This window comes from Intestinimonas sp. RTP31139st1_F5_RTP31139_211217, assembly GCF_040226735.1.
Lineage (GTDB): Bacteria > Bacillota > Clostridia > Oscillospirales > Oscillospiraceae > Intestinimonas > Intestinimonas butyriciproducens.
Genome location: NZ_JBCOAQ010000018.1, coordinates 22448 through 43093 on the forward strand (window position 1 = coordinate 22448; position 20646 = coordinate 43093).

General features: G+C 61.0%; 17 protein-coding genes. 6 read left to right on the top strand and 11 right to left on the bottom strand.

Features of this window, described 5'->3' with window-relative positions; all coding sequences use genetic code 11:
- Positions 1-5: 5 nt before the first annotated feature.
- Positions 6-785 carry a polysaccharide deacetylase family protein gene (locus ABUA09_RS11535; RefSeq protein ID WP_052082724.1) on the bottom strand — a complete coding sequence of 260 codons (780 nt, stop codon included), beginning with the start codon at positions 783-785 and terminating at the stop codon, positions 6-8.
- A 75-nt stretch (positions 786-860) separates the two neighbouring features.
- Positions 861-1586 carry a DUF2461 domain-containing protein gene (locus ABUA09_RS11540; RefSeq protein ID WP_052082723.1) on the bottom strand — a complete coding sequence of 242 codons (726 nt, stop codon included), beginning with the start codon at positions 1584-1586 and terminating at the stop codon, positions 861-863.
- A 143-nt stretch (positions 1587-1729) separates the two neighbouring features.
- Between ABUA09_RS11540 and ABUA09_RS11545 the strand changes: the two genes are divergently transcribed.
- The gene (locus ABUA09_RS11545; RefSeq protein WP_033118106.1) at positions 1730-2209 is read left to right on the top strand and encodes a hypothetical protein; all 480 of its coding nucleotides are present in this window, start codon (positions 1730-1732) and stop codon (positions 2207-2209) included.
- A 50-nt stretch (positions 2210-2259) separates the two neighbouring features.
- On the opposite strand, the gene ABUA09_RS11550 is transcribed toward ABUA09_RS11545, so the two are convergent.
- Together ABUA09_RS11550 and ABUA09_RS11555 are read right to left on the bottom strand one after the other, a co-directional pair.
- On the bottom strand, positions 2260-3192 hold the full coding sequence (locus ABUA09_RS11550; RefSeq protein WP_208319838.1) for a DUF975 family protein: 933 nt from the start codon (positions 3190-3192) through the stop codon (positions 2260-2262).
- Positions 3189-5093 carry a VanW family protein gene (locus ABUA09_RS11555; RefSeq protein ID WP_279202618.1) on the bottom strand — a complete coding sequence of 635 codons (1905 nt, stop codon included), beginning with the start codon at positions 5091-5093 and terminating at the stop codon, positions 3189-3191. Before ABUA09_RS11555 ends, ABUA09_RS11550 begins: the two co-directional genes overlap by 4 nt.
- Before the next feature lie 277 nt (positions 5094-5370).
- On the opposite strand from ABUA09_RS11555, the gene ABUA09_RS11560 reads away from it, so the two are divergent.
- Together ABUA09_RS11560 and ABUA09_RS11565 are read left to right on the top strand one after the other, a co-directional pair.
- Entirely contained in the window at positions 5371-6543 is a 1173-nt protein-coding gene (locus ABUA09_RS11560) for a 5-bromo-4-chloroindolyl phosphate hydrolysis family protein (protein WP_033118104.1), read from the top strand.
- Positions 6544-6732: 189 nt separating this feature from the next.
- Positions 6733-7527 (top strand): C39 family peptidase, encoded by a 795-nt coding sequence (locus ABUA09_RS11565; protein ID WP_033118103.1) that lies wholly within the window; start codon positions 6733-6735, stop codon positions 7525-7527.
- Between the two features lie 64 nt (positions 7528-7591).
- Here the strand turns inward: ABUA09_RS11565 and rpiB are convergent, their stop codons facing one another.
- The 7 genes from rpiB to hrcA form a co-directional block, all read right to left on the bottom strand.
- Positions 7592-8026 carry a ribose 5-phosphate isomerase B gene (gene rpiB, locus ABUA09_RS11570; protein WP_058118446.1) on the bottom strand — a complete coding sequence of 145 codons (435 nt, stop codon included), beginning with the start codon at positions 8024-8026 and terminating at the stop codon, positions 7592-7594.
- 51 nt (positions 8027-8077) lie between these two features.
- Positions 8078-8884, bottom strand: a complete 807-nt coding sequence (locus tag ABUA09_RS11575; RefSeq protein WP_033118101.1) for a histidinol-phosphatase HisJ family protein — start codon at positions 8882-8884, stop codon at positions 8078-8080.
- A gap of 15 nt (positions 8885-8899) precedes the next feature.
- A complete protein-coding gene (locus ABUA09_RS11580; RefSeq protein WP_075704589.1) occupies positions 8900-11158 on the bottom strand; it encodes a phospholipid carrier-dependent glycosyltransferase in 2259 nt (752 codons plus the stop codon).
- Positions 11159-11319: 161 nt separating this feature from the next.
- A complete protein-coding gene (dnaJ, locus tag ABUA09_RS11585) occupies positions 11320-12480 on the bottom strand; it encodes a molecular chaperone DnaJ (RefSeq protein ID WP_033118100.1) in 1161 nt (386 codons plus the stop codon).
- 128 nt (positions 12481-12608) lie between these two features.
- On the bottom strand, positions 12609-14471 hold the full coding sequence (dnaK, locus tag ABUA09_RS11590; protein WP_033118099.1) for a molecular chaperone DnaK: 1863 nt from the start codon (positions 14469-14471) through the stop codon (positions 12609-12611).
- 87 nt (positions 14472-14558) lie between these two features.
- A complete protein-coding gene (gene grpE / locus ABUA09_RS11595) occupies positions 14559-15119 on the bottom strand; it encodes a nucleotide exchange factor GrpE (RefSeq protein WP_083630967.1) in 561 nt (186 codons plus the stop codon).
- An 11-nt stretch (positions 15120-15130) separates the two neighbouring features.
- Entirely contained in the window at positions 15131-16189 is a 1059-nt protein-coding gene (gene hrcA, locus ABUA09_RS11600; RefSeq protein WP_033118097.1) for a heat-inducible transcriptional repressor HrcA, read from the bottom strand.
- 208 nt (positions 16190-16397) lie between these two features.
- Here hrcA and ABUA09_RS11605 point away from each other — a divergent pair, with 208 nt between their 5' ends.
- The 3 genes from ABUA09_RS11605 to glgB all read left to right on the top strand — a co-directional run bounded on the left by ABUA09_RS11605 (position 16398) and on the right by glgB (position 20610).
- Positions 16398-16889, top strand: coding sequence for a GNAT family N-acetyltransferase (locus tag ABUA09_RS11605; protein ID WP_227151669.1), 492 nt, complete (start codon positions 16398-16400; stop codon positions 16887-16889).
- Between the two features lie 219 nt (positions 16890-17108).
- Positions 17109-18239 carry a D-alanyl-D-alanine carboxypeptidase family protein gene (locus ABUA09_RS11610; protein WP_208319835.1) on the top strand — a complete coding sequence of 377 codons (1131 nt, stop codon included), beginning with the start codon at positions 17109-17111 and terminating at the stop codon, positions 18237-18239.
- Between the two features lie 271 nt (positions 18240-18510).
- Positions 18511-20610 (top strand): 1,4-alpha-glucan branching protein GlgB, encoded by a 2100-nt coding sequence (gene glgB, locus ABUA09_RS11615; protein WP_343121111.1) that lies wholly within the window; start codon positions 18511-18513, stop codon positions 20608-20610.
- The last annotated feature ends 36 nt before the right edge of the window (positions 20611-20646 follow it).

The following is a 20646-nucleotide window of genomic DNA, read 5'->3' on the forward strand; positions in this document are numbered from 1 at the left end:
TGACGTTAAGGGTAGGCGTCGCTGTAGGTCTTTCCCGCATCCAGGGGGATGTGCCTCGCGGCAAAAAGCTGGTCGACGGTGACGAACAGGTACCCCTGGGCGTGGAGCTGATCCACGATCTGGAGGGCGGCATCTACGCTCTCGGGGAAGATATCATGCATGAGGATGATGGAGCCGTCCCTGGCCTGGGAGACCACCTGCTGGACGACTCGGGCGGTATTCTGATCCCGCCAGTCCTCCGGATCTACGGACCAGAGGATGATCGGGCAGCCGGCGTGCTTTTTGACGCCCTGGTCGGTCATCCCGTAGGGCGGGCGCAGAAGGAAGTCGTTGTGCCCCAGAATACGGAGAAGGCACTGACGGGTCTTGTCGACCTGGGCGTCGAAATCGGTCTTGGAGAGACCGGTGAGCTTTACGTGGTCAAAGGTGTGGATTCCGATTTGGTGTCCCTCCGCGTCCATGCGCTGGACCACATCCTCGTTGTTGACAAGCTGTTCTCCGATCAGGAAAAAGGTGGCGTTGACGCCCCGCTGGGCCAGACCGTCCAGCAGAGCGGTGGTGGTGGAGCGGCGAGGGCCGTCATCAAAGGTCAGAGCAATCAGCTTTTGACCGGTCTCGGCGGCGGGCGCGCCGTCGTCCTCCGGCAGGGACTCGGCCGCGTCGGCATACACCGCCGGAGCGGTGAGGGCAAGAACGGAGGCAAACCAGGGGGCAGCGGTCCCGACAGTAAGGAGAAAGGCCATCAAGGCCGTAAACCAGCCCGGTGACCAGGGGGATTTGGACATAAAAACGCCCGCCTTTCATCTGTTCATTCCTAAACAGTATGTCCGGCGGGCAAAATTTGTTGTCATACAATTTTTTCAAATTTTATGCAGATCCTGATGGGACGCCTGCCCGGTGGAGGCGCGTCCGCCCTCCCCGGGCTCCGGGTCTCCATCCAGGGATGAGAAGTACAAATACATGGGCATGAGGGCAGTAAAGCCCTCGATGAGCTCCCGGGCCAGGTCAGGAGAAAAGAGAAGCGCGTCGTGGCTCCGCTCACAGATGAGGGAAAAGTTCTTGCTGTTATACCAGTCCTGCAGCAGCGCGCCGGGATGGCCCTTGGGACGCTTATAGCACTCGCTTTCCAGCACAAAGCGATCCTGATGGTGAAACCTGCGGACCAGCGTTTCAAAGGGACGGGGATCGCGGTCCAGGCGGGCGCGGAATTTGGCCATGGTCAGCGGGCGGGCGGAGTAGTATCCCATACCGAAGGAGTAACCCTCGGGCGCAAGTTCGAACCAAAAGACCGGATGGCTGGTCCATTCCTCCACAGGCTGTTCAATAGACATCCACAGACGGTCCTTGTAGGGGCCCCGCCCGTGGAGACGCCGGGCGTCCCGATAAATGCGGGAGACCTTGGAAATGAGGCCCAGGTCGGGGTACGCCTCGCACATGGCCGCATAGACCTCCCGGCTGAGCGACTTCAACGGCTCGTAAAAATACTGGAGATATTCCGCTTTATGGGCCTCAAACCAGCCCTTTTCATTGTTGAAGCGGATGCCCCACATAAAATCGATGGTCTCATTGGAAAATCCCTGAAACATTGTCATGCCTCCCTGCATGTTCCCGGAGTCTGCCGCCGGAGCCGCCCAGGACAAGCCGCCCGCCGGTCTTTCCTATTGTACCACAGAACCCGGCCGCACGGAACGACAAAATCCCGCATAGACTGAGAACGGAGGGATACAGTATGGATTATTGTGAGCTCTGTTTTGACCGGCCTCAGCCCCTGGAGTGCCGGGGACTGGGCAAGGTGAGGCTGGACGCGGTGGAGGGCGGCCGCCGTCTGCTGGGGGAGCTGGAGATCCGGGGGCCTGTCCGGCTCCATTTTGTGGAGGTGGAGGCCCATCGGCGGACCTGGTTTTCCGGCGACCGGGCGCTGTATGCCGTGACGGTATATAACCGCTCGTCCCTGCCGATGGACCGGGTCGTCGTCTCCGGCGGCACCAGTGCTTTCCTGGAGGGCTCCGTTCGCATCAATGGCCTGAGCCAGCCCATGGAGGAGCCGGGCGCGGGGGTGGAGATCCCCGGCCTGGACGCGGGCTGCGAGGCTGTGATCACCTGGCAGGAGGGCCTCCGGGCGGAGGAACCGCTGCGGGAGGAGCCGGTGGAGGTCCGGTATGAGTACCAGTTCGGCGGCGAGCAGATGGACGGTAAAACACAGGTATAAAGAAGAGGCGGCGCAGCTTTCTAAAAGCCGCGCCGCCTCTTCTTGGTCCGTTATAGCGCCACAGGCGGAGCCTCCGGGTCAGGCGGAGGATCCAGAAAGAGGTAGTTTGAAAGCTCCATATAGGGAACGAGGTACAGGTTTGGGATGTTCCACAGGACCATGGAGAGGACTTGGAGCGGGAGAAAGGAGAGGTTGAGTTTAAAATAGTCCCCACGGCGGCCGGTGAGCAGGCGGAAGCCCCGGGAGAGCGCCTGCCTGACCGAGAGACCGGGCGATTGGGCCAGCAGATAGCGGGCGGGGAGGAGGAGCATATAGAGATAATAGCCTCCCAGCATCCCGAGGATGGAGAGGGATGAGGAGAGCAGGAGCATCCACTCCCCATTGGGAAAGGCGGAACCGGCGATGAGGCAGAGAAGGCCGGGCACTATGCACACCAGCCGCGCGGCCCACTGCCACAGGGTCAGCAGCACCTGTACCGCCAGGGCCTTGCCTGTAAGGTGCAGGTCGAGGTACCAGCGGAGCACGCTACGGAAGGGAGCGGGGCGGCCCTCCAGAATACTGCGGAACTGGGTCAGAACGCCGTATTGCAGAGGGACGGTGACCAGGAAGACGATGCCCTGAATGACGACCAAGTTGATCAGCTGGCGCCAGGCCACTGGCAGGACGATGACAAGACCGGAGACGGCGTCGCTCAGGGCAAAGACCATGCCGCCCAGGTCTCCCAGCCGCTCCAGCCCCAGCATGGACATCAGTGTGGTCATCAGGGTGGGATCGGCTCGCCACAGTCCCGTCTCCATGGGGAACTGCCGGATATCCAGCATGAGATAATAGAGCGCGCCTCCGGCATAGACCGAGAACGCCCGGGCCAGCACAGTAAAGGCCAGCAGAAGGCAGGCGGCCGCGATGCAGGGACGGGAAAAGCGGGCGATGGTCCGCTTCGCCCGGGCCTTCAGGATGCGGCGCGTCAGTGTGGGTCCATTCATGCCGCACCGCCTTCCGCCTGTCCGCCGGACTCCTCGGAGGGAGCCGCGGATACGATGGGAATACCGATATCAGGCACCGCAGGGGTGGGGTCGGCCGTCGGGGTGTCCGACGGCTCCGCAGAAGGAGCGGCGGACTCTGCGGGGGACGGCGTCTCTGTGACCGCCGGGGCATCGGTGACCGGGGCGGAGGTCTCCGGAGCCGGAGCCGTACTGGCGGAGGGGGTGGGCGTGGCCGCCGGAGTGGGGGTGGCGGCGGGAGGCGTATAGGGTGTTCCGTCGGCGTTTAGACCGTACTGGTTGGCATCCGCAGGATTGACCAGAAGGATGCGCTCACGGACCTTGTATTTGTTGGTGGTCTCCAGGGTGGAACTCACCAGATTGCCGTCGCCGTCATAGAGGTTCCGATAGGTGTCGGCATTGCGGCCGGTATAGCCGTTTTGCCCCTCTTTTACGGTGCCGGCGGGAACAGAGGCATCCACCTGATAGACGGTTTCGTAACTGACCCAGTTATAGACGTTGTTGGTCATTTTTACCGTGAGGTCATCCAGCTTGGTGCCATAAATGGTGACGGTGAGATAGGTGGCGCCGCCCTTCTGATAGCTTTCCGATACCAGCTTGATGGGGTAGTCGGTGTCGTTTTCAAATCGATAGTCCAGACTGCCGTAGTAGACGGTGGCGTCCATTCCGTCCGGCACATAGCCCACGGCGTAAGTGTGGTGGTGCCGTTCCACAATTTTCAGATTGGAGTTGAGCGTGGCGAGATACAGGGTGGAGGAGGGCTGGCAGATCCCGCCGCCGATCTCGTCCACCGATTTGCCACCCTTGTAGACCGGAGCCATTTTGTAGCCTTTTTCAGCGGTGCGGCTGCCGGTAGAGGTGTTATAGGAGAAAACCTCGCCGGGGAGCAGGATGCGCCCGTTGAAGGTGGAGGCGGCGAGCGCCACATTGGATTTTCGGTTGGCCGAACCGCCCACCTTAGAGGTGGCGGAGCCTAGGACATCCCGAAACAGGAGGTCACGGAGGCTCTCGGTGGACACCGTGGGCTCTGTGACAGCCAGGGGAACGGATACATCGGAACCCCAGGCCGCGCCCTCCAGGGCAGCGGAGGCTGTGCTGATCTCAAAGTCCAAGCCAGTGACGCTGGGAGTGATCTCAAAGGTTTCAGGGTCCAGCGAGGCGTTGGATACTTCAGTGCAGACCTCGCTGTGGACCTGCTCCAGGTCCACAGCGGCGGGATCGGTCGTCTCGGCGGCAAGCTCCAGAGGGGTGGTGTCTCCGGAGGAGAAGTGGGCGAGAATGTCGCTCTTGACTGTGGACAGGTCGAAAGCCCTGCCCGGCTTCCCCAGGTGGAACACCAGCTCGTCACCCTCCACGGACCAGGTGGTCTCCTGGACCACGCCGCCCAGCTCAGACTCGATCCCGGCCAGAATGTCATCCACCTGAGCCTCTCCGGTCGCGGTGAAGCCGACGGATACCTCCACATCGTGGCCGACGATCAGGCTCTTGAGAAAATAGGCGCCCTGGGCGAAAAAGCCGTGCGCCCTGGGCCAGGAGTCGGCATCGGTAACGGCCTGGAGTACGTCGGCCTCCACAGCGCCGATTGGGATGGGATAGGCCTGGCTGTCTCCGGCCACGGTGAGGGAGAGGGACTGTGCCCTCCGAGAGAATTCCTGCTCCAGTTTTTCCTGGGCCTGCGGAAAGGACAGCCCTCCAATGTCCACGCCCGCGACGGCGGTGCCGGGAAGCGGGTTGCCGCTGGTGGTTCCCACCCAGGCGCACAGGGCCACATAGGCGGCGGCCAGCGCCGCCGCTACGGCCCCAACAATGATCAGACCGCGCTTGGCTCCGGGGGATTTGGTCGCCCCCACAGCCAGGCGCTTGCCCGGTTTCTTTTCCTCCATGGTGTCTGCCTCCAAACTGTCAGTGCAGGCGTTTGCCTACAACAAATCATTGTACATTATACGGTCCCGCCGGGAAAAAAGCAATTACAGAACGGTTACACCACCGGTTTTCTGAAATCCCGGAGGAAATGCCCCGCCGCCCCGCTTTACTTTTTCCGTTTTTCGATGTATGATTATCCTGTTTTGTTGCCCTTGTTCCCCGAGGGAGGCATGGGGAAGAGGCCGCCCCGCGGAGCGGCCATGTGGGAAGATCAACCGGTGTTGGAGGGAAACGGGTATGCCCGAGGATCGCAAATACGACTATGGCTATGATGGGGACGGTGGCCCCGACAACGGGAACGACGGCGATCTGAGCGAGTGGATCCCGGTGCTGATCTTTTTGGTCTGCTTTCCGCCGGTGGGCGTGGTGCTGCTGGTGCTCAAGCTGATGGGGATCACCGGAAAGGGAGGACGGCGGCAGGGAAGCCGCCATCCCTATGATCTCCAGCGGGAGGCGTCCCAGACTGGAGGAGAGCGGAGGTACTACCGCCAGGCGCAGGTCGTGAATCAGAATCCCAAAAAGAAAAAGAAGTATGTCCGAAAGCCGGACCGGGACCCCGGAAGGGGATTTACCATCGGTGGCGCCATCATGGCGGGTATCTTTGCGCTGGGTGCCGCCGACGAGTTCTTCAGCGCCCTCTCCCGGGGCGGTCTCCTGGCCAGCCTGGGCGACATTTTTACTCCGCTGGCCTTCTGCGGTGTGGGGCTCTTTCTGATGTATTTGGGCGTCACCAAGAGCAAGAAGGCAAAACGGTACCGCAAGTACATGGCGCTGATCGGCAAGCGGGATGCCATCCCGGTAGCCATTCTGGCTCAGGCTATGGGGCTGTCCGTCCGCAGAGTGTGCGGAGATCTCCAGGATATGCTGGATGAAGGCGTGATCCCAATGGGCTATCTGGATATGGGAGCAGGACGGCTGGTACTCACGGCAGAGGGCATCCAGGACCCGCCGCCGGAGCCGGAAAAGGAAGCGCAGCCTCCCAAGGGGATGGAGCGGGAAGAGGCGGTGCTCACAGAGATCCGGGAGGTTAACGACGCCATTGCCGACGCCGTGATGTCCGCCAAGATCGATCACATCGGCGAGATCACCAGCAAGATTTTCGTCTATCTCCGGGAAAAGCCTGATAAGGAGGGGCAGCTCCGCAGCTTTTTGAGCTATTACCTACCCACGACCCTTAAGATCCTGCGGGCCTACGCCCAGATGGAGGCCCAGGGGATCGAAGGGGAGAACATCAAGGCCGCCAAGAGCCGCATCGAGGGCATGATGGACAAGGTGGTGGACGGCTTTGAAAAACAGTTGGACCGACTGTTCCAGGATGACGCCATGGACATTGCCACCGATGTGGAGGTACTGGAGCGAATGTTGGATAAGGACGGCCTGGGGGGACAGGGCATGACCCTGGGCGGATGAAAACGGGCAAGAGCGGGCGCTCCGTCGCAGAACGGAGGCCCGCTTTTTGTTAAATTGCTGATTCCATAAAAAGCCGGGGCGCAAAAAGTGGAAAAAGTATGTATTGTGGGAGGCGGAGAAAGCCCCTATAATGGAAAGCAACGCGCCGGAGAGGCCGGCGTGAAATCGGAAGAAAAAGGAGATCGAGAGATGAAAAGAACCGTCACACTGGCGCTGGCCCTATCCCTGGCCCTCACGCTGCTGGGAGGCTGCGCCAACTCTGACACACCGGCTCAAAGTGCCGAGAGCAAGGAAAATTTTACGGATGAAATGAAGATCCCCTACGCTGTGGACCTCTCCCCGGAAGATGGCGCAGACTCGGCAGAGCGCCTGGGTGACCATCAGGACTCCCCCTATTTCGCCCACCCGGATGTGTACCATCTGGAGTCTACCGAAACGCTCACCGTACTCAGCCGGTTCCAGACCATGCAGCAGACCAGCGAATGGGCCTGCGGCGTCACCTCGGCCCTCATGGTGCTCAACTGGTATGGTGAGTTGGGCGACTGGAACGAGGAGACCCTGGCGGCGCTGCGGCATCCTCTGGAGGGAGAGCTGGCCGAATACCCCGGCACCACTCTGCGGCAGGCCATGGATATTTTTGACGGCGTAGGCGGCTTTACTTATACCACAACATTGGATCAGCCGGAGATCTGGACGGAAGATATCCGGGGCTGGCTGGCCGAGGGGACCCCGGTCATGGTCTGCTGGAATGACTGGGGCGGACACTGGCAGGTCATTGTGGGCTATGACACCATGGGCACCGAGAGCGAGCAGGACGATGTGATCCTGGTGGCGGACCCCTACGATACCACCGACCACAATCAGGATGGCTACGGTGTGATCCCCGCCGAGCGGTTTTTGTATAATTTCTCCATGTACGGCGCCTTCCCCGAGGAGGAAGGTGGAAGCGATATGCTGTACATCGCCGCCAAACCGGTGGCGTAAGGACATAGAAACGGGGCCGCCGCACGATGTCTCATCGTGCGGCGGCCCTTTTTTGAAACAAGGCTCAATGCTCCATCTCCGTGATCAGGCCCACTCTGCGGGCGTGGCGACCGCCCTCAAATTCTGTGGTAAGGAAGGCCTCCACGATACGCTCGGCCAGATTGGGACCTACGATGCCCGCCCCGAGGGCGAGCATATTGGCGTCGTTGTGACGGCGGCACATCTCCGCCATGAGGGGATCGGTGCACAGGGCGCAGCGTATGCCGCAGACCTTGTTGGCGGCGATGGAGATGCCGATGCCGGTGGTGCAGATGACGATGCCCTTCTCACACTGGCCGGAGGCTACGGACTCAGCCGCCGCCTTGGCATAGACAGGGTAGTCGCAGTTACTCTCGTCCATGCAGCCGAAATCTCGATAGTCCAGCCCATGGGAATCAAGATAGTCCCTGATGTGCTGCTTCAGGCCATATCCGCCGTGATCGGAACCGAGTGCAATCATGATAAAATACCTCCAAGTTTTTTGATTCAACGTCGCAACGTGGTCCGCCTTTTACAGCGGAATAAAGGCCGGCTTTCGCCGCGCGTAGACCGCCACGTACCGGAACCCGGCCTCCGCGATGAGCGCATAGGCATCCCGAATGCCCCGGGCCACGTTCCGGGGGGCATGGGCGTCGGAGCCCACGGTGAGGATCTCACCGCCCACTTCTCGGTACAGATCCAGAATAGGGCGCCAGTCGGAGACGGTCCGGCCGTTATAGGTGTTGACCTCTATGCCGTGGCCGGTCTCCACCACTGTCTTCAGGATCTCCCGGATGGCGTCCATATAGCGGTCCAGCGAGACGCTCTGGCCATCCCGCATACACATATACCGCAGGGGGTAGATGATGTGGCCCAGACTGTCATAGAAGGGCAGCGGCGCAAGGCGCGCCATATGGGCGAAATAGTCGTCCAGCGCGGCATAGCAGATCTCCGGAGAGGTGTAGTCGCCCAGATAGAAGTCCGCGCCGCCCGCCTCCGGGGAGTAGTTGTGGAGAGAACCGATCACAAAATCAAGCAGAGACTGATCCAGAGTGCGCCGGGCGGCGGTGTGGTCATAGGTGGGGCTTCCGAACTCCACGCCCAGCTTGAGGATGAGGCGCCCCGCCATCCGACGGCGGACCTCCTCCCACTGGGCGACGGCGGCGGGCCAGTCCAGAGGCTGTGTCCGGGGGGTGCCGTCCATCTCCACCAGATCGTAGTGATCGGTGATGCACAGCTCGGAGAGGCCGGCGCGGGCCGCGGCCTCCGCCATGTCGAGGAGGGGGGCGTCGCTGTCGGGAGAGAGGCGGGAGTGGGTGTGGTAATCTGCATAGTACATAGAGAAGAACCTCCGTCAGAAGGGCCACGAGGGCAGCCACTTGAGGATATTGGACGTATACCAGGTCGGCGTCATCAGTCCGATGAGGACCGGGTAGAAAAGGACATAAAGCCCGACGGCCCCTGCGGTGAGACCGTATACCGGCCCTCTCCAGGTATCTGGCCTGCGCCGAATCATCCCGTCCATCACATAGGAGACGGCCAGCACCAGAAAGACCGTGGAGGGGAAGTAGTGGTATTCAAACGTGGTACGGCCGATGAACACCCAGGGGAGGAATTGAGAGAGATAGCCGATGAGGATGAAGATCCCCCGCCCGTCGGGGGCCAGAAAGTCCAGGGCCGGCACACCGTCGCAGCGGACCGTTCCGCCGGGCAGGAGGCGGGCCAGGAACGCCCGCAGGGGGCGGGTAAGAGTGGACAGAAGGGACAGAAGGGGCGGCAGGAGCAGCGTGAGCATGGCCAGCAGACCTGCCCAGCAGACAATGGGGTTGTTGAAGCAGCCAAAGGCGGCCTTGAGTTCCTGTGCGGCACCGGACTTGTTGTCCAGATAATAGAGGATGGGCCGGGCGTCCACGAGCCACTGATACCAGCGGGAGGAATAGGGGTGAGCGGCGTGGACCCCCTCATGGTAGGTGAGCATAAACCACTGGTTGTCGGCCATGATTCCCGGCAGGCTGTCCTTGGGGATGGAGGCGGCCTGGAAGCCCTCTCCGCCGGTGTACCTGCCCCAGAGGTTCTGTATGAGGACCGGCAGACTTTCCCGCGCCCCGGCCAGCGTGTTGGCAAAGGACAGGTCCACCCCCTTGGCCTGGGCATAGGGGAGGTAGCTCAGGCAGTAGATACAGGCCGGGATCGCCACAAAGCACAGGGCGGAAAGGAGCAGCGTCTTGACCAGCCAGGGGGCGAACCGGGGAGCCTGTTCTCCTACGGGCCAAGCCCGCCACTTGGCATGGAGGCCGATAAAGTAGAGTACCGCCAGGCCCGCCGCACCATAGATCACCGTCCATTTGCTGGCCGCCCCGATCCCCCAGAAGAGCCCGGAGAGAAAGAGGGGCAGGGCGCCCCGCCGGAAAGGCGTGCCCGCCGGGAGGGTCAGATAGCGGTAAAGGAAGAAATACATCAGCAGAATGAAAAAGACGCCGTAGGTGTCGATGGTGGCGATACGGGTCTGGGTGAGGTGCATGAAGTCGAAGGCAAACAGACAGGTACCGCAGGCGGCCACCGCCGTTCTGCCGAAGAGATTTTTCAAAAACACGTAGAGGATGGGGAGCATGCAGACGCCGAAAAGGGTCCCCATAAAGCGCCAGCCGAAGGGGGTCATGCCAAAGACGCGGATCCCCAGACCGATGATGAGCTTGCCCAAAGGCGGATGGGAGACCTCGTAGGGATAAACGCCCTCCAAATGCTCCAGAGCGGTGCGGGCGTGATAGATCTCATCAAAGTAGGCGGAATTGTACCAAGTGGACTGCGCCGGAACGGTGTCCTGCTCGTCAAAAAGGGCGTCCGCCCCGGATACGGTGATGCCGGTGAGGTCGGTACCGTTCCGGGCCGACAGGGGAGCAGGGGAGACGTTGAGGCGGCCCAGGGGGTCTCGGCTTTCTCCGACGGCGCTATAAAGAGCCAGCTCTCCCAGCTCCAGGAGACCCTTGTCAGCCTTGCCGGTGAGACGGAGATAGCGGACGTTCTGAGGGTTCTCCGGCTCGATCTCCAGCCACTTGAAGAGATCGTTATACTTCTGGGGCAGGGCGTAACTGGGGGAATAGCCCTCGGCGTCGGCCCAGTAGTAGCCCGTCACATCCCCCTCCTCGTCCTTCCTGGCCCAAAGGGTGTACCAAGTCTCCCCGTCTGCGGAGACCTCCAGATTGTAGCTTCCGGTCCCCAGGTTGGAGAAGTACATCAGCTTGGTAAGATAGACCTGCTCCGAGAGCTCGAGCTCCACGGAGCCGTTGTCCCCCAGGTCCAGGGCCGACTGTGGGGCGGAGAGGGAGCCCAACCGGAAAAAGGCGCTGAAGGCGTAAAGCACGGTGATCAGGAGCAGAGGGAGGGCGTCCCGCCGCTCCATGGGGTGCAGCGGAAGGGAAAAGCCGCGCCGGGTACGGCGCTCCCGCAGGGCGATCCACTCCACGCTGCCCCGGCGCGGGCGGCAGGCGGAGCAATAGGCGGAGAAGAAGAGGACGATCCCCAGCAGTACCACCAGGGCAAAGGCCATGCCGGTAAGACAGGGATAGATATACTGCCGGAAGCCGGACTCCAAGTTCTGCGCGAAGTCGGACATAGGACACCTCCGAGGCTTTCAAAAAAGGGCGTGCTTTCCATGGGAAACAGGGGCCCGTGTGGAAGGGGCGGATGACGTGGGCGGGGATCACAGCCTGTCCCGCTGCGCTCCGCAGAAGGGCGGAAAAACAAAAGGGGCGGCCCATAGGGCCGCCCCTTATTTTATTTCTTTTTCCTGTGCTTGTCAAAGAGATTCTTCAAGGGATCGGTTTCAGGCGCTGTTTCACCCATGGTGGTGCCGAACGCCTTCAGCGCGTCCTTCTGGGCACGGGAGAGGCCGGTGGGCACCTGGACCTTGACGGTGACGTACTGATCGCCGCGCCCGCGGCCGTTGAGACCGGGGATGCCTTTCCCGCGCAGCCGGAAGGTGGTGCCCGACTGGGTCCCCTCGGGCATGGTATACTTCACCGTGCCGTCGATGGTGGGGATCTCCAGCTCGGCACCCAGAGCGGCCTGGACAAAGGAGACGGGTTGGTCCATGTAGACGGAGGTGCCCTCCCGGCGGAAGGTGGGATGGGGCCTCACCGTGACGGCGATGAGCAGATCACCCGCCGGACCACCGTTCTTGCCGGCACCGCCCTGACCCCGGAGGGAGACGGCCTGACCGTTGTCGATGCCCGCAGGGATGGTGACGGCCAGCTTTTTCTGCCGCCGCACGCTGCCCGCGCCATTGCAGGTCTTACAGGGCTGGTGAATGATTTTTCCGGCACCCCGGCACTTGGGGCAGGTGGTGGTGGTGGCGAAGGAAAAGCCACCGCCACCTCGCTGGATGCGAACTGTGCCACTGCCGTGGCAGTCCGGGCAGACCTCCGCCGTGGTGCCGGGGGCGCATCCGGTGCCGTGGCAGACGTCGCACTGTTCGGTGCGGCTCACCGTGACCTCCTTCTCGCAGCCGAAGGCCGCCTCCTCGAAGGAGATGGCGACCCCTGTACGGATGGTCTCCCCCTTCTGGGGGCCATTCCGGCGGCTGGAGCCGCCTCCGCCAAAGCCTCCGCCGAAGAAGGAGCCGAAGAGGTCGCCCAGGTCGATGTCGCCCATATCCGTAAAGCCGCCGAAGCCGCCTCCGAACCCGCCGCCAGGATTGAAGTTGGGGTCCACGCCCGCATGTCCGAACTGGTCATAACGGGCGCGTTTTTCCTTGTCGGACAGGATCTCGTAGGCCTCGTTGACCTCCTTGAACCTGGCCTCGGCCGCCTTGTCGCCCGGGTTCAGGTCCGGGTGGTACTGTTTGGCCAATTTCCGGTAGGACTTTTTGATCTCATCGTCCGTGGCGCCCTTTGAGACGCCCAGAACTTCATAATAATCTCGCTTTTGGTCAGCCATATATGGTCACCTCTTTCAATGAGGAGGATCGATTGCGCAGATACAGCGGGCGCGGACCGTCCGCCGATACATTCTGCGTGGGACGGAGGAAGCTCCCCCGTCCCACGGCAGTCAGGTCATTCCGGGATTTACTTGTTGCCGTCGTCGTCCACGACCTCATAGTCGGCATCCACTACATTGGGATCGGTGTCCGCGCCGCCGGCCTGTGCTCCACCGGTGAAGCCGGCGCCACCCTGCGCGCCGCCGGCCTGGGCGCCGGCCTGATTATAGAGCTTTTCGCTGATGGGATAAAAGGCCTTGCTCAGTTCCTCGGTAGCGGACTTGATGGCCTCCACGTCGGTGCCCTTCAGGGCGTCCTTGAGCTTGGTGAGGGCGGCGTCCAGGGTCGCCTTGTCGCCGGAGTCGATCTTGTCCTTGAGCTCTTCCATGACCTTTTCGGTCTGGTACACCATCTGGTCGCCCTGGTTGCGGACATCCACCTCTTCCTTCCGCTTGGCGTCCTCGGCGGCAAACTGTTCGGCCTCCTTGACGGCCTTCTCCACATCCTCTTTGGACATGTTGGTGGAGGAGGTGATGGTGATGTGCTGCTCTTTGCCGGTGCCCATATCTTTGGCGGAGACGTTCACGATGCCGTTTGCGTCGATGTCAAAGGTGACTTCGATCTGGGGCACGCCGCGGCGGGCCGGTGCGATCCCGTCCAGATTGAAGCGTCCCAGGGTCTTGTTATACTGCGCCATCTCCCGCTCGCCCTGGAGCACATGGACCTCCACGGAGGTCTGATTGTCTGCGGCGGTGGTGAAGATCTGGCTCTTCTTGGTGGGGATGGTGGTGTTGCGCTCGATGAGTTTGGTCATTACGCCGCCCATGGTCTCAATACCCAGGCTGAGGGGGGTGACGTCCAGGAGCAGCAGGCCCTTCACATCGCCCACCAGCACACCGCCCTGGATGGCGGCGCCGATGGCCACACACTCGTCGGGGTTGATGCCCTTGAAGCCCTCTTTGCCGGTGAGCTTTTTGACCATCTCCTGCACGGCGGGGATACGGCTGGAGCCGCCCACCAGCAGGACCTTGGCGATGTCGTTGGCGGCGAGACCGGCGTCGCTCATGGCCTGGCGCACAGGACCGGCGGTCCGCTCCACCAGGGAGGCGGTGAGCTGGTCGAACTTGGCCCTGGTGAGGGTCAGATCCAGGTGCTTGGGGCCGGTGGCGTCGGCGGTGATATAGGGGAGGTTAATGGCGGTGGAGGTGACGCCGGAGAGCTCGATCTTGGCCTTCTCGGCGGCCTCCTTCAGCCGCTGCATGGCCACTTTGTCGCTGGAGAGGTCGATGCCGTTGGAGCTCTTGAACTCAGCTACCATCCAGTCCATCACGGCCTGGTCGAAGTCGTCGCCGCCCAGATGGGTGTCGCCGGAGGTGGACAGCACCTCGATGACGCCGTCGCCGATTTCCAGGATGGACACGTCGAAGGTGCCGCCGCCCAGGTCGTAGACCATGATCTTCTGATCCTGCTTCTCCTTGTCCACGCCGTACGCCACGGCGGCGGCAGTGGGCTCGTTGATGATCCGTTTCACGTCCAGGCCGGCGATCTTGCCGGCATCCTTGGTGGCCTGGCGCTGGGCGTCATTGAAGTAGGCGGGGACGGTGATGACGGCCTCGGTGACGCTCTGGCCCAGATAGGCCTCGGCGTCCGCCTTCAGCTTCTGCAGGATCATGGCGGAAATCTCCTGGGGTGTGTAGGCCTTGCCGTCGATGTTTACCTTGTGGTTGGTGCCCATCTCGCGCTTGATGGACATAATAGTGCGGTCGGGGTTGGTGATGGCCTGGCGCTTTGCCACTTGGCCCACCATCCGCTCGCCGTCCTTGGAGAAGGCCACCACGGACGGGGTGGTACGGTTGCCCTCTGCGTTGGCGATGACAACGGGCTCGCCGCCCTCCATAACAGCCACGCAGGAGTTGGTCGTACCCAGGTCGATACCGATAATCTTAGACATAATAAATTCCTCCAATAATAAAGAAATTGGCTTTACAAATTCAACTGGAACGGCGTCTTCCGCCTGTTCCGGGGGACCCTGGCATCTCTAGTTGGCCACCTTTACCATAGCGAACCGGATGACCTTTTCCCCCAGCCGGAAGCCGGCCTGAAAGACCTCCACGACGGTGTTCTCTTCGGCGCTTTCGTCCTCCACATGCATCACGGCGTTGTGAAGCGAGGGGTCAAAGGGCTGCCCCAGGGCGGGAATCTCTTCGATGCCCAGCCGGGTCATGATCTCCTTCAACCCGGTCATGGTCATCTCCACACCCTTGGCGTAGGCCTCGTCACAGGTCTCCTGCTTGAGGGCGCGCTCCAGATTATCATAGACGGGAAGGAAAGCGGATACCGCGTCGGTTTTGGCGTCGGCATAGGCGGATTCCTTCTCCTTCTGGGACCGCTTCCGGAAGTTATCATATTCAGCGGCCAGACGCAGATATTTGCTCTCTTTTTCCGCCAGCTCGTTTTTCAAGGCTTCCAGCTCCTCCACCAGGGGATCGGGGGCAGTCTCAGCCTCCGGCGTACAGTCAGCCTCCGCTGAGGGCTGGGCCTGTGCGTGTTCTGCGGGAGACTCTTGGATGGGGTCCTTTTTCTGATCCTTTTTACTCAAGGTGTTTCCTCCTATTTTTCCTTGGCGCCGTCGTCCGCCGGAGGGAGCTCGCCCGTTCCGAAGAGGCGGGTGAGGCCGGAGGCGAAATACGCAAGGCGCGCGGTGATCTTGGCGTAGTCCATCCGGGTGGGGCCCACCACGCCGATGACCCCTCGCATGCCGTCGCCGATCTCGTAGCTTGCCACCACCACACTGGTGTCTTTCAGGGCGTCCGCCACGTTTTCGGGCCCGATGAGAATCTCCATGGGGTCGGCCTGAGGCATGGGGAAGCGTCCTGCGTCCTGGTCCTCGCTGAGGTAGCTCATGAGAGGGGCGGCCCGATCCAGACTCTGGTACTCGGGGTGGGAGAGCAGACTGGCGATGCCCGCCGTATGGACGGTGCGCTGCTCCAGGCTCTCCAGCACGTCGATGGCGAAGGACACCACCAGGGAGATGAGCCCATAGGCCTCACCGGCCGCGTGGGAGGCCACCCGCATCAGCTCAGGGGTGATCTCATCCAGCGTGAGACCGGTAAAGGTAGTGTTCAAAAGGGTATTCAAAAGCTGAAGCTGTGCCTCCGAGAGATCGGCGGGCAGCCTGACCAGCCGGTTGCGCACCACATTGGTATCGGTCATCACCACGATGATGAAGGAGTCGCTGGCGACCATCAGAAGGTCAAAGCGCTGGATGGTGACCTTGCTGGCCCGGTCGGCCAGGGCAAAGGCGGGATACCGGGTGAGCTGGGAGACCACCCGCCCGGCCTGGTCAATGACCTGGTCCAGCTCCCGCATCTTCAGGTGAAGCGCCTCATTGAGCCGCCTGGTCTCCTGGACCGACAGGCGGTAATCGTCCATCAGCTCGTTGACATAGATGCGGTAGCCCTTGGGGGAGGGGATCCGCCCTGCGGAGGTATGGGGCTGCTCCAGCAGGCCCAGCTCCTCCAGGTCCGCCATCTCGTTGCGGACAGTGGCCGAGGAGACGTTCAGGCCGGGCGTGGAGGCCACGGCCTTGGAGCCCACAGGCTCCGCCGTCTCGATATAGTTTTCGATGATGGCGCGGAGGATTTTTTTCTTCCGGTCGCTCAGGTCCATACCGCGCTCACCTTCTTTTCCAATCTCAGTATGTTTAAAATCTTAGCACTCAACATCTCTGAGTGCTAATGTAAATCTACCACTACCCGGAAAAAAAGTCAATAGCAAAGGATGTAAATTAAATGTGAACGAAAAATCCCGGATTTATGCTTGCAAAAGCGGGATTTGATTGCCAGCGGAATTGCCAAAAGGGGGGGAGTGTGGTAAAATGGGTAAAACGGCGAAAGTGGGGGAGCATATGTCAGAGGAATTTGTCATTATCGACTACGAGGACCGATATAAGCCGGAGCTGTTGGCGATCTCTCTGCCCTGGCTGGAGGAAAACGACATTCTGGAGCCGGCAGACCTGGAACAGTTGGAGCATCCGGAACGGGTGCTGGCAGGCGGCGGGCGCATCTTTCTGGCCCGGGCGGGGGAAGAGATCGTGGGAATGATGATGCTGGAGCTCTTCCGGGACGGCGTGGCGGAGCCCTTCAAATTTGGGGTGAAGGCGCCCTGGCGCAACCGTGGAATCGGCAAGGCTCTGATGCGTGCAACCATCGACGCGGCCCGGGAACTGGGGGTACATACCCTGGTCCTCACCTCCCACCACAGTCTGAAAGCGGCCCTCCATGTATATGAAAGCTTCGGTTTCCGCTACGAGGCCCACGACAACGTGGCCTTTGCGCTCTCCGATATCATGATGAAGATGGAGCTCTAGGGCGTATCGGAAAAGAGGAGAGCGCCCGACCGGCGCGGGGCTCCCTTGCGATCGGCCGGGCCCCTGGACCGCCTCTCCGATGCGCCCCCGCCTGCTCTGCCCTGGGACAGCGCCGCAATTGCGGGGCGGTGTCTGAAATAAAATTTCTTCCAGTATAGAAGGCCCGCTTCCTCCACATCCTTTTCGTAGTAACTTCGATGATGGAGGAGAAGACCAACTATGAAACGAATTCTCGCGGCATTTCTATGCGCCTGTCTGCTGGTCCTGCCCGCCGCCGCCGTCACCGGCGCTCCGGAGACCGAGGCAGGGTCCGCCGTCCTGATGGAGAAGGAGACGGGCACCGTCCTCTATGAGGACCACGCCCACGACAAGCTGGAGCCCGCCAGTGTGACCAAGGTGATGACACTGCTGCTGGTGATAGAGGCCATCGACTCGGGGCGGCTCAAGCTGGACGATATGGTTACCGTCTCCGCCCGCGCCGCCTCCATGGGAGGGTCACAGGTCTACCTCAAAGAGGGGGAGCAAATGACGGTGGACGACATGCTCAAGGCAGTCGCCGTGGTGTCGGGCAACGATGCCGCCGTGGCTCTGGCCGAACACCTGGCCGGCAGTGAGTCCGCCTTTGTGGAGAGGATGAACCAGCGTGCCCACGAGTTGGGGATGGAGGATACCAATTTCCTCAACTGTACGGGCCTTCCGGCGGCGGGACATCTCACCTCCGCCTATGATATCGCATTGATGAGTCGGGCGCTGATCGGCCACGCCAAGATCCGGGAGTACACCACCATCTGGATGGACACCATCCGGGACGGACAGTTCCAACTGGCCAACACCAACAAGCTGGTGCGATTCTATGAGGGCTGTACGGGGCTGAAGACCGGCTCCACCGACTCCGCTCTCTACTGCCTGTCCGCCACTGCCGAGCGGGACGGAATGGAACTGATCGCCGTGGTGATGAAGTCCCCCACCTCCGCCCAGCGGTTTGAAAGCGCCAAATCCCTTCTGAACTTCGGCTTTGCCAACTATACCCTGTTGGATATCCAGCCGGACGCGGCCATCCCGCCAGTGGAGGTGTCCCTGGGTACCCTGGATCAGGTGCAGCCCATTCTGGGACAGGGCAGCCGGATTCTGGTGGACCGGAATGAACTCAATGAGGTGACCACGGAGCTTCGACTGACGGACAATGTGGAGGCCCCGGTGGAACAGGGACAGAAACTGGGAGAGATGGTGGTTTCCGTGGGGGGACAGGAGCGGCAGGTGATCCCCCTGGTGGCCGACCAGGCTGTGGAACGCCTGACCCTGCCCGGAATCTTTGCAAAGTTCGTGAAACAGTTATTTATGGCAGGATAAGCGGTATAAAGACGCCCGCCGGGACATAAAATCCCGGCGGGCGCCTTTCTCTTGGTGGGCGCTGTATGCCGATCTTACAAAAAGCTGAGAAACTTTATGTGCAGAATTTACGATTCGCGGCGACCTGCGCCTTGACGGATAAAGGTTTGTGTTGTATAATTCATACAAATATATGGAACAAAAAAATTAAGCAATTAGCCGTAATGACAACACATGAGACAAAATTTTTTTAAAATTTGGATAAATATACCAATGAAATGAGGCGTGTGCCATGGAAAGCCCAAAAAAGTACCCTCCGGCGGACAGCCGGACGGAGCAAATGATAAAGGAGTATGCCGCCGGAGAGGCCCTTCGGGCGTGGGAGTACATGGGTTCCCATCAGGAGGAGCGTGAAGGCATCCCGGGCTATGTGTTCCGGGTCTGGGCGCCCCATGCGGCAAAGGTGTCGGTAGTGGGGGACTTCAACGGCTGGGAGGCGGAGCGGGGCCCCATGCACCTGCTGGGCGGGGGAATCTGGGAGGCCTTTGTGCCCGGGCTCCAGCGGTATGACATCTATAAGTATGCGGTGGAAGCCGCGGACGGGCGCGTCCTTCTCAAGGCCGATCCCTACGCCTTCCACGCCGAGACCCGGCCCGGCACGGCCTCCAAGCTCTATGAGCTGGGGGAATACCGGTGGGGGGACGGGGCCTGGCTGGAGTACCGGAAGAACAACCCGGTCTACCACAGACCGCTGAATATCTATGAGATCCATTTGGGGTCTTGGCGCAGAACAGGGGAGGGGGAGTTCCTCTCCTATCGGGACATTGCTCAATACTTAGTCCCATATGTAAAGGAGATGGGTTTTACCCATGTGGAGCTGTTGCCCATCACCGAGCATCCGCTGGACGACTCCTGGGGCTATCAGTGTACCGGATATTTTGCGGCCACCAGCCGCTTTGGCACACCCGACGACCTGATGTATCTCATCGACCAGCTCCACCAGGCCGGTGTGGGCGTGATTCTGGACTGGGTACCCGCCCACTTCCCGAAGGACGCCTTCGGACTCTATGAGTTTGACGGACAGCCCTGCTATGAATATGCCGATCTGCGCAAGGGAGAACACGCCGACTGGGGTACCCGTGTCTTTGACTATGGGAGGAACGAAGTCCGCTCCTTCCTCTACTCTTCGGCCCTCTTCTGGCTGGAAATGTTTCACATCGACGGATTGAGGGTAGACGCCGTAGCCTCCATGCTGTATCTTGACTATGGCCGCAAGGACGGAGCGTGGGTCCGCAATATCCACGGCGGCAATGAGAACCTGGAGGCCGTGGATTTCCTGCAGAAGCTCAATGAGCGGGTCTTCGCCGCCCATGACGATGTGCTGATGGTCGCGGAGGAGTCCACCGCCTGGCCCAAGGTATCTCATCCGGTCTCTGAAGGCGGCCTGGGCTTCAACCTGAAGTGGAACATGGGATGGATGAACGATGTCCTCCACTACATGAAGATGGACCCCTACTTCCGCCAGTTCAACCATAAGGATATCACCTTTTCGTTCCTGTACGCCTTTTCCGAAAACTTTATCCTGCCCCTTTCCCACGACGAGGTGGTGCACATGAAGGGCTCGCTCCTCAACAAGATGCCGGGGAGCTATGAGGAGAAGTTCGCCGGTGTGCGGGCCTTTTATGCCTACATGCTCACCCATCCGGGCAAAAAGCTGCTGATGATGGGCAGCGAGTTTGGACAGTGGAACGAGTGGCACTTTGAATATTCACTGGACTGGCACCTGCTGGACAATGAGATTAACCGCAAGACCCAGGCCTTCTTCCAGGCGGCCAACCACTTTTATTTGGCGCAGGCCCCGCTGTGGGAGGAGGATTTCTCCTGGGAGGGCTTTGAGTGGATTTATGCCGATGACAGCCAGGCCAACACCATTTCCTTCCTCCGCAGGGATAAGAAGGGGAACGCGCTGGTGGTGGTGTGCAACTTCTCGCCTGTAGATCGGACGGGCTACTGTGTGGGCGTGCCGGCGGCGGGCGCGTATACCTGCCTGTTCAACACCGACGATCCGGCGTTTGGAGGCGAGGGCCGGGGGGATCGCGAGGCCGTAAAGAGCCAGTATATCCCCTGCCACGGCAGAGAACAGTCCATCGTGATCACCCTGCCCCCCATGAGCGCGGTCATTTACAAGTGCACCCGGAAGTTCCCGCCCAGGAGAAGGAAGGGAACCTCTGCGCTGGCGGTAAAGTCCGCAGCCAAGCCAGCCGTGAAGAAGAAGGCGGCCAAGCCGGCCGTCAAGGCCGGAGCCTCCCATCCCGCGGTCAAGGAAAAGGCCGGGTATCCGATGGTGAAGCCGAAATCCCCCAAGCCGGCCGTCAAGAAGGAACAGCCGTAGTACGGCGCGGACCATCCCATCGTCCAAGTTTCACTT